The sequence below is a fragment of the Microvirga roseola genome (genome assembly GCF_020866965.1).
Taxonomy (GTDB): Bacteria; Pseudomonadota; Alphaproteobacteria; order Rhizobiales; family Beijerinckiaceae; genus Microvirga; species Microvirga roseola.
Genome location: NZ_JAJATX010000111.1, coordinates 1 through 5,553 on the forward strand (window position 1 = coordinate 1; position 5,553 = coordinate 5,553).

6 protein-coding genes and 1 pseudogene are annotated in these 5,553 nt (G+C 62.7%); 4 read left to right on the forward strand and 3 right to left on the reverse strand.

All coding sequences use genetic code 11. The features are described from left to right. Positions 1–473: 473 nt before the first annotated feature. Positions 474–1,133 carry a transglutaminase-like cysteine peptidase gene (locus tag LG661_RS24060; protein WP_230534525.1) on the forward strand — a complete coding sequence of 220 codons (660 nt, stop codon included), beginning with the start codon at positions 474–476 and terminating at the stop codon, positions 1,131–1,133. Positions 1,134–1,169: 36 nt separating this feature from the next. Here LG661_RS24060 and LG661_RS24065 read toward each other — a convergent pair whose 3' ends face one another. Then, a complete protein-coding gene (locus LG661_RS24065) occupies positions 1,170–1,391 on the reverse strand; it encodes a hypothetical protein (protein ID WP_230534526.1) in 222 nt (73 codons plus the stop codon). 400 nt (positions 1,392–1,791) lie between these two features. Between LG661_RS24065 and LG661_RS24070 the strand changes: the two are divergent. The 3 genes and pseudogenes from LG661_RS24070 to LG661_RS24080 all read left to right on the forward strand — a co-directional run. Beyond that, positions 1,792–2,060, forward strand: a pseudogene (locus LG661_RS24070) (transposase); the annotation flags it as partial. A gap of 710 nt (positions 2,061–2,770) precedes the next feature. Then, positions 2,771–4,261: a TrkH family potassium uptake protein gene (locus tag LG661_RS24075; RefSeq protein ID WP_230534527.1), complete on the forward strand. Its 1,491-nt coding sequence runs from the start codon at positions 2,771–2,773 to the stop codon at positions 4,259–4,261. A 23-nt stretch (positions 4,262–4,284) separates the two neighbouring features. Next, a complete protein-coding gene (locus tag LG661_RS24080) occupies positions 4,285–4,689 on the forward strand; it encodes a potassium channel family protein (RefSeq protein WP_230534528.1) in 405 nt (134 codons plus the stop codon). 55 nt (positions 4,690–4,744) lie between these two features. Here the strand turns inward: LG661_RS24080 and LG661_RS24085 are convergent, their stop codons facing one another. Then, positions 4,745–5,296: a sigma-70 family RNA polymerase sigma factor gene (locus LG661_RS24085; protein WP_230534529.1), complete on the reverse strand. Its 552-nt coding sequence runs from the start codon at positions 5,294–5,296 to the stop codon at positions 4,745–4,747. Beyond that, on the reverse strand, positions 5,286–5,459 hold the full coding sequence (locus tag LG661_RS24090) for a NepR family anti-sigma factor (RefSeq protein WP_230534530.1): 174 nt from the start codon (positions 5,457–5,459) through the stop codon (positions 5,286–5,288). The genes LG661_RS24085 and LG661_RS24090 overlap by 11 nt, the downstream gene beginning before the upstream one ends. Between the last annotated feature and the right edge of the window lie 94 nt (positions 5,460–5,553).

Below are 5,553 nucleotides of genomic sequence, written 5' to 3' on the forward strand. Positions count from 1 at the left end.
GACGGACACAGAAAGGAAGAGGCGCTTCATGACGGTCTCCGAGGATGGGAGCAATGATTAGAGCAAGACCCGCGCGAGGGCTGTCACACCGCGGCAACACTGCACCGAGGCGGTGCCCACGAACGGGGCAGCCCAGTCCCTCTTTGACGATGCCGTCCCGGTGCACGGGGCCACTTCATGATGGCCCACCATCCTGGGCTAGCGGCAGATCGGCGCAGCGAACTGCTCATCATGCTCAGCTATGCTGCCTTATCTGTGGGCGAGGCGCACGAGGACAGCGCCGACGCCCACTAGGACGTCATCGGAGTGCTGACGATCAAGGCTGCGACATTCCGCGAGGGGCACGGCTGACGATTGCCCCGGAACGAAACCGGGTGCGACGTGTTAACTCTTGTTTGATTTCCAGCTTGAGACCTCCGGTCCCGCTGTGTCAGGTTTGATGAACAAAACCTTAACAGCATCGCGGCGGGGCCATGCGGCAGTCTCTTCTCAGCCTTCTGGAATCCCATTCTCTCCGGAACACGTTGCGTCCCGCAGGTATCGCCCTGACACTCGCGGCTGTCAGCACCGGAGCACAGGCGCAAAGCATTGCTGCTCTCCCCGCTGCATCCGAACCGGTGATGGAGATCGGCGCCGCCAAGCCCACTGCCGCCTGGACCCGCTTCTGTGAGCAGAAGCCGATCGAGTGCGCCGTGGATGCCTCCCAGGCTGCCACCATTCCCCTCACGGCAACCGAATGGCAGACGATCAACCGGATCAACCGCCAAGTGAACGCCGCAATCAAGCCCAAAACCGATAAAGACCACTGGGGCGTGGAGGACCGCTGGGACTTCGCCGAGGACGGCTATGGCGACTGCGAGGACTACCAGCTTGTCAAGCGCAAGCGTCTCGTCGAGGCTGGCTTTCCGCGCCGGGCATTGCGCATGACCGTGGTGATCGATGATGAAGGCGCCGGACATGCGGTCATGATGGTGCGCACAGACAAGGGCGACTTCATCCTCGACAACAAGAAGGATGCCGTCCTCCCCTGGCACCAGACGGGCTACACCTACATCAAGCGCGAGGGCGACGGAGGCACGGCGTGGGCTTCGCTCGGCCGCCAGACATCGCCCGTGATGACGGCAAACAAGTAAGATGCTCGTCGTAGCCGCAGCCTTTCGGCTGCGGTCTCAGCCCTCAAAATAGGAGGCCACGAGGGTGAACAGGGCAAAACCGCCGATGAAGAAGGCGGCCGTGTAGCGGGTACCTTCGGAGACTTCGTGCGCTTCGCCCAGCATCTCCGCGGTGGCGGCAAGGATCAGAAGTCCCGCCGTGAAGGCGAGCGCCGTGACATGACCGATGGCGAGCACCAGGGCAATGCTGAAGGGCACGACGGTGCTCACGTCGGCCATCGCTGAACACGGCCGCATAGATTTTTCAAGGACCGGACACTTCCCCACCGCCCCCGAAGTGCTTGACGGCCCAACTGAGCAGGATGAAGGTCGCGCCTCCAAGATAGAAGCCCAGTACAACCAGCCAGGGTGCCGCCCCCTATAGAAGCCCAGTACAACCAGCCAGGGTGCCGCCCCCTCAAGCGCCTCCGGCAGCAACTCGATGGCGGCGACCGCAACCACGACGCCTACCGCAACGCGGAGCAGCCGGCCTAGCGTCCGCCGCGAGGTCTTGAGTAACTCCGCCACCGCCCTTCCGGCGAAGTTGCCGAGTGCGGGAAGCAGCGCCAGTGCCAGAACCTGGAGGTAAGAGCTGTCAGGCGACATGTAAAACTGGACCAGTTTACATGTCGCCTGACACGGGGCGCTTGGCTTCTGGAAGGCGCTCGACGAGCTCTTTTCCGGCACGCACCATCAGCGCTGCTGGTTGTACAAAACGGCCAATGTCCTCATAGGTGCCCAAGTCCGTGCAGCCGGGCATGAAGGCGGCCCTGCGGGAGATCTCTCTCGCACCCACCCGCGCCCATGCCGAGGTCGCCATCGATCTGTTCGAGGAAGCCTATGGCGCGCTACCCGAAAGCCGTGGAGTGCGTGCGCAAAGACCAGCGGGCGCCGCTGGCCTTCTTCGACCGATGAGATTGACAAGTACCTTCCTGCCGATTGTGGTAGTCTCTCCTTGCGCGGGCGACCTCGTGGCGAAGAGCGGAGCGTCGACTGGAAGCTCTGTCAGGCCGCCTGATCATTCGAGCCTTGTCGGATTGAGGCGCTCGCGCACCTTGCCCTTGGGCCGTTTGGGTTGCCACTGGGATTGGTCATGACAGTTTGCCGAACGGCAGCTCCTCTGATGTCACTGTGCAGGGCATGCGTGAACATGGCCAGCCGGTCCTCACCGTGGCGGTTTTCNTTGCCCTTGGGCCGTTTGGGTTGCCACTGGGATTGGTCATGACAGTTTGCCGAACGGCAGCTCCTCTGATGTCACTGTGCAGGGCATGCGTGAACATGGCCAGCCGGTCCTCACCGTGGCGGTTTTCATGGCGGTTTGCCGGATCGTCCGCAGGCCTGCGTGAGGATGGCAAAACCCGCTTCTAAAGCAGCCCTTCCGCAGGGGCCCTGTGGAAGCGGAGCGAGCCCGTCCTGAAGTGCCTGCCGGACCTGCTCGGAGGTGAACAGGCGAGCCCCCTGGGAACAGAAGCCCGCAAGCAACATTGTCCAACCGTCCTGGATAGGAAGTCGTACCTTCCGTTTCGGCCAGTACACTCCCGCTGGTTGGCCATTTGCGGAGCCTGATTGTGATCCACCGTGAATGGCGAGGCACGGGTTCGCACGGAGACGACAGGGGCATGCGCGCTCTCAACCGGACAACATGGGGCACGGATGGCCTTGCGGCCCTTGCCTACGCGGTCGATGTCAGAACCGTCGTCCGGCATCTCGGCCAGATATCTATAGCCATAGCGGGGTTGATGCTCGTGCCGGCCGTGTTTGCAGCCGTTGCGGGCGAAAGCACCATGGCAGCCGCATCACTCGGAGTAAGTGTTCTTCTCGGCAGCGGCGGAACTGCCGCAAGCCGGCTTCGCGCCTCTCCGACGGTCCGGTCTCACGAGGCCCTGGCGATTATCACGATCGCCTTCGCCATCGCTGCCGGAGCCGCCCTCCTCCCGCTCCTGGCGGCGCGGGTCCCCTTCTGGGATGCGTTGTTCGAAGCCGTCTCCGCCGTAACCTCAACCGGGCTTTCGACGGTAGCTAATATCGAGGCGAGATCGGATTCCTACAAGTTCACCAGGGCATGGGCCCAGTGGATGGGCGGGCTAGGTTTCGCCATCCTGGGCATTGCACTGGCCACCAGTTCAACGGTTGCCGACCGGCATCTCGCCTCAGGGCAGGCCCAGTCCGATAATCTGGTGAGCAACACCCGTGCCCACATGCACAAGATCCTGAGCATCTATGCCGGCCTGACCTTCGCCGGCTGGATCACAATGATGGCGGTCGGCATGGATGCTTTTCCCGCGCTGCTGCATGCGCTGACAGCCATTTCCACTGCCGGCTTCTCACCCTACGCGGAGAGCATCGGCGCCGTGGAGCCGAGAGCAGCCTGGATCGTGCTGGCTGTCCTGATGATCTGCGGGGCGATCTCCTTCACGGTCTATGGCCGCGCCTGGCGGCAGGGTTGGCGCTACCTGCGGGAGGACAGCCATCTCCAGTTTCTGTTCCTCGCCATCATCGTTCTGTCGACGGCCCTCTTCCTCACGTCTCACGTCAACAGCGCCGGCCGCGCTCTCGGCTGGCAGGACGCCGCCATGCTGGCGATCTCGGCCCAAACCACGACGGGTCTCTTCACGGTCTCGCCGTCCGAATTGGATCCCGCATCGAAACTGGTGCTAATCGGATCGATGCTGATCGGCGGTGATGCCGGTTCAACGGCTGGCGGAATGAAGATCGTGCGCTTTCTCATCCTTATGAGAGTCATCCAGCTTGTCGTCGCGCGGACAGCCATACCCTCCCACGCCCTCAGCGTTCGCCGCCTTGGCCCGCATCGCCTGGAGGATCAGGATGCCGTCAATGGCTTGGCGGTTGCCGTCCTGTACGTGCTTCTGCCGCTTGTCGGCTGGCTGCCGTTTCTGTTCTACGGTCATCCGCCGCTGGACGCCTTCTTCGATGTTGTCTCGGCAGTGACCACGACCGGATTGAGCGCCGGTGTCGCTACGACGGAACTTGAGGCGCCGCTCAAGGCTCTGTTCTGCACACTCATGCTGGCGGGACGCGTAGAGATTGTGGCCGCTATCGTTGTCCTTCGCCCGCGGACGTGGGCCGGCCATCCTCGTTCTATGGATTGAATCAGAAGACAGGAGACCTCCTCATGCGCATCGTCATCGTCGGAGCAAGCCATCTGGCGGTCAGGACCGCAGCCATGCTGATCGAGGAGAACCACGCGGTGATTATCATTGATCGGAACCGGGATAAGCTGAACGATGTGGCGGGTCACCTCGACTGCGGGCTCATCCACGGCGACGGGAGCCGCCCTGAGATCCTGAAGGAGGCCAGCCCGGAAGCCTCGGATTGCCTGCTGTGCCTGACCGACTCCGACCAGGACAACATCATCACCAGTCTGGTTGGACGCTCCCTCGGCTTTCCCGATGTCATTACCAAAATCGAGGATGAAGCCTTTGAGCGCATCTGCCAGGAAATCGGGCTCAAGAACACTATCGTTCCGTCCCGGGATGTCGCAGGACGGCTAGCCACAATCGTAACCGGGCGGAAATAGGGCCGAGCGAATTCCCACGAGAGCATACGTGTATTCGGCCGTTCAGGCCCTGCCCTCAGGACGTTGAGCGCACGAGCAGGGCGGACTGGATCAGGCGGTCGGGGCCGAGATCCTCTTCGGGCGTGATGGCCAGGATCTCCGCGAGACGCGTGCGGGCGCGGTTGACCCAGCTTTTGATCGTGCCGATGGTGGTGCCACAGATCTGCGCAGCCTCCTCGTAGGACACGCCCTCGGCGGCGACCAGCAGGAGCGCCTCGCGCTGGTCGATGCTGAGCTGCGACAGGGCAGCCTGCATGTCGCTGAAGTCGAGGCGAGCGCTTTGCTCCGGCAGCACGGCCAATCGGAGGGCCATCGCGCCGTCGGGGTCTTCGACCTCACGGCGGCGCTTGCGCAGCTCGGTGTAGAACTGATTGCGCATGATCGTGAACAGCCATGCCCGCATGTTCGTGCCAGGGGCGAACTTGTCGAGATTCTTAAGAGCCCGCACGAGAGCCGTCTGCACGAGATCGTCCGCGTATTCGATGCTGCCGGTCAGGGAGATGGCAAAGGCACGCAAGCTCGGGATCGCATTCAGCATCTCCTGACGGAGGCCGGGTTCAGCCGCCATGGCCTGCTTTCTCCCCGCGGTCCATCTTCTCAAGGAGCTGAATGAACCGGTCAGGAACCGGCTCGCTCATGAGATGAGAGTAGTAGCCGCGAAGCCGCTCGCCGAGGTCGGCAACGACCTGGGGCGGCAGAGCCGGTTCAAAAGCCGCGTCTCCGTCGATCACCTGCACCTCATCGGGCCCGACAGGCCTCAGCAGGTAGTCGTCAAGTTTGCTAGTTGTGAGTTCTGATCAGGTTGTTCCGGCGAGAGCCTGGGCC